Here is a 3,821-nt window from a genome sequence, read left to right on the forward strand (position 1 = left end):
ACGATTTTATAAGCCAGTAAAACCAGGAGATTATTTGGAAATAACTTGTGAGATGATGAAAATAGTAAAAAATCTCGGTATTGGAAAGGGTAATATTATAAGAGATGGGGAAATTGTAATGACTTGTGAAATATCCTTTGCTTTGAAATAGGAGGAAAAATGTATAATAATTTGGAAAAAATATTTGATGAAGTATATGAAAAATTTAAGTTGAATTTATATAAAAATATGTTTGCCAACTTACAGGATAGGGAGGCAACATTGACAGCAACTGAAACTTTTACCATTGAAGTTATACATGCACTAAATAGACCAAGGGTAAGTGATGTTACTGAATTTCTTGAATGCTCTCATCCAAATATTGCTTATAAAATATCTGCTTTAATAAAAAAGGGCTATCTTAAAAAAATTCAATCCGAAGAAGACAGAAGAGAATATTATCTAGAATGTACAGAAAAATTTTATGAGTATTATAATATGAAAAATTCTTATATAGAGTTGGTCTTAGATAGACTGAGAAAAAGAGTTGATAAAAAAGACATAGAAACCATGGAAAAAATTCTTGAAATTATGAGTGATGAACTTATGCCGGAAGTAACTAAATTTATAAATTCTAGGAAAAATGAAGATTCTAATGGAAAAGAATCATAAGATTCTACTACTGAGTCTTAATAATTTGAAAAATAAAATAGGTTTTTAAAAATGTTATAATCAAGAGTTTTTAAGATTTTAAAGTAATCCTAAAGGCTCTTTTTTATTAAAAAATATACTTTTAAAACTATTTTAAAGGATTTTCCAGCTTATATATAAAATATTAGATTAGAATTTAAAAGCTAATATAGTATTTATAAAAATATTAATAAGAGTAGATGATTTTTAAAATTTATAAGGAGAGTTTATGAAATTTGCATATATCATTATGGGTCCTTTTGATCCAATTGTTGATAGAAAGTGTATAGGAAAAAATAATAATGCACAAATTATTGGAGTAAGAAATTTAGAGATGGCAAAAGATATAGCCATTAAATTAAAAAAAGAAGATATTGATGTAATTGAGCTTTGTGGGGCATTTGAAGAAAGAGGAGCAAAAGAGATTATTAAGGCTACTAATAATGAAATCCCTATAGGGTTTGTATCTCATTTTAAGGAACAAGATGATATGTTTAAGAAGTTATTTGGGTAAATAGAAATATGTAAAAAGTGCCAAGAGGCACCTTCTTTATTATATTTATAATATATGTTTTCCGCCATCAAGTCTAAGACCCCATCCCATCATATGTGCTGATACTTCACTTGCTAGATATAAGGCTGCATTTGCTACTTCTTCTGGCTTTGCATATCTTTTATCATATGATGCTTCTGCAAAGAATCTTTCAGCTTCTTCTGGAGTTTTACTATCACCAAATGTATTTTTCTCTATTCTTCTCATCATATCAGTGTCTACTGCAGATGGTGCGATATAATTTGCATGAATTCCACTTCCGCCTACTTCTGTAGCTAAGGTCTTAACAAGGGCTGCTACTGCGTGCTTGCTTGCTACATAGGCTCCCATTCCTGGACTTCCTACGTAAGATCCTTCTGATCCAAGAACTACAACAGAACCTTTTTTATTTTCTAACATATAAGGAATGGCATATTTCATAGAATATAAAACACCATACACATTTATAGAAAATACTTTGTCATAATTTTCTTTTGTTGAATCTTTTATCTCTTGGTAGTCTCCATTGTTTCCAGCATTTGATACTAGGGAATAAAGAGTGCCAAAATCTTTAACTACTTGATCTGTTACCCTTTTTACTTCTTCTTCATTTGTTATATCTAATACATAACCACGAACCTTATCTTCTGGTGGATTTCCCAATTCTTCTATTAGTTTATCTACCTTTTCTTTTCTAGTAGATGTAAGGGCAAGTTTTGCACCTTCTTTATAAAAAGCCTTTGTTATAGCCTTACCTATTCCACCTGTTGATACTGTTATGAGTACTACTTTATCTTTTAAATTTAAATCCATAATTATCCTTTCTTTAATTTAATAAGCTTACATTTATATTTTACACTAAAAGATAATTTCTAATAATATTCTTTACTTTGATAAATCAAAAAAAAGAATAGGCTTTTAAATTATTTAAATTTCAATTGTTGTTTTATTCCTTTTATGATAATATTATATTAAGGTGAGATTTTTGTTAAAATCTTGTAAATTGAATATTATTAAATGGAGGAATTATGCAATTATCGACATTATCGTCTTTGCAATGGAATCTGATTGCAGGAGGGCTTGCAATATTTTTATTTGGTATCAACCTTATGGGAGATGCCCTTACTAATTTTGCTGGACCAAAATTGAGGGGATATGTAGAAAAGTACACATCTAATCCAATCAAAGGAGTATTGGTGGGAGTACTTATTACTGGTTTAATTCAATCTTCATCAGCAACTACAGTTATCGCCATAAGCTTTGTTAGGGCAGGTGTAATGAGTCTTGAGCAAGCTATTGGTGTCATTTTGGGTGCCAACATAGGTACAACTGTGACTGCCATTTTGATTGGTTTTAACCTAGACTACTTATCCTATTTTATATGCCTTATAGGTGTAATCGTGTTTTTATTTTCTAAAAAAAGGAAGGGAAAATATATTGGAGAAATTCTTGTTGGTTTTGGACTTTTATTTATAGGTCTAAAGATGATGGGAGATAGCCTAGCAGAACTTAAGAATATCCCTGGCTTTGAAGATATAGTTACATCTTTAGGAAGAAATCCACTTATAGCGGTTATAGTAGGTGCTTTACTTACAGCACTTATCCAATCATCATCAGCCTTTATTGGTATTGTCCAATCTCTTTATGCATCTGGGGCAATAGGGCTTAGCTTATCGCTTGGGTTTTTATTTGGTGCCAATATTGGTACTTGTATAACAGGAGTTCTTGCTTCTTTGGGTGGTTCTTTATCTGCTAAAAGAACAAGTTTGTTTCATGTACTTTTCAATGTGTTGGTATCAATCATATTTTTAATATTGTTGGTGCCTTACCAAGGATTTGTAACTTTTGTATCTGATAAGTTTTCGCTTAATCCAATGATGACTATAGCAGTGGCACATTTTAGCTTTAACTTTGTTGGTATGATTTTATTCTTACCAATTATTAGGCAAGTATCAAGGGTACTTCATAAAATTATACCTGGTAAGGATTCAATCTTTTCTGATGTTAAGGATATTGAACTTGAAGAAAGTTTAATTAATACCTTTCCAGCTGCAGCCTTAGACCAGGCCAAGTCTGCTATTATTAAGGAAAGTAAGATAGCTCTTGAAACTATTAAGGCTACTCGTAAATATCTAAATAGTGGAGATAAAAATGACCTTTCCACTGCAAATCAAGCAGAAGCCTTAGTAAATGAGATGGATACTAAGATTCAAAAATATATACTTGATATATCTAAGTCGAATTTAGTAAGTGAGCTTGAAGGTGAAATACATAACTACTTACAAGTACAAATAAATGTGGAAAGAGTCTCAGATCTTGCTCAAAATTTGGGAGAGTATTTTGACGAAATAAATGAGGCCAATGAAAAATATAATGAGGAAGCTTTAGAGGATTTAAATAAGATATATGACTTGGTTATAAACAACTATGTTAATTCAATAGAAGTATTTGAGTCGGAAGATTCAGCACTTTATGAAAAACTAAAAGAGGATGAAGCTAACCTTGATCTTCTTGAGCAAAACTTAAGGAAATCACATTATAAAAGACTTAGAAATGGTGAGAATCTAACTACAGTTGCAAGCTCTGTATTTGTCGATATAGCTTCAACTATTGAAAGAAT

The 3,821-nt window shown here is 30.5% G+C and carries 4 protein-coding genes; 3 read left to right on the forward strand and 1 reads right to left on the reverse strand.

Going from position 1 to position 3,821, the window contains the following annotated elements; translation table 11 throughout:
* Window positions 1–159: 159 nt before the first annotated feature.
* Both SOR60_RS10315 and SOR60_RS10320 read left to right on the forward strand, forming a co-directional pair.
* Window positions 160–651, forward strand: coding sequence for a MarR family winged helix-turn-helix transcriptional regulator (locus SOR60_RS10315; protein WP_154541305.1), 492 nt, complete (start codon window positions 160–162; stop codon window positions 649–651).
* Between the two features lie 247 nt (window positions 652–898).
* On the forward strand, window positions 899–1,183 hold the full coding sequence (locus tag SOR60_RS10320) for a DUF6506 family protein (RefSeq protein ID WP_154541303.1): 285 nt from the start codon (window positions 899–901) through the stop codon (window positions 1,181–1,183).
* Window positions 1,184–1,228: 45 nt separating this feature from the next.
* On the opposite strand, the gene SOR60_RS10325 is transcribed toward SOR60_RS10320, so the two are convergent.
* A complete protein-coding gene (locus SOR60_RS10325) occupies window positions 1,229–2,014 on the reverse strand; it encodes an SDR family NAD(P)-dependent oxidoreductase (protein WP_320595885.1) in 786 nt (261 codons plus the stop codon).
* 215 nt (window positions 2,015–2,229) lie between these two features.
* Between SOR60_RS10325 and SOR60_RS10330 the strand changes: the two genes are divergently transcribed.
* A partial coding sequence (locus SOR60_RS10330; protein ID WP_320595886.1) for a Na/Pi cotransporter family protein occupies window positions 2,230–3,821 on the forward strand: 1,592 nt, incomplete at its 3' end.

The organism is Anaerococcus porci, assembly GCF_034090325.1.
Taxonomy (GTDB): domain Bacteria; phylum Bacillota; class Clostridia; order Tissierellales; family Peptoniphilaceae; genus Anaerococcus; species Anaerococcus porci.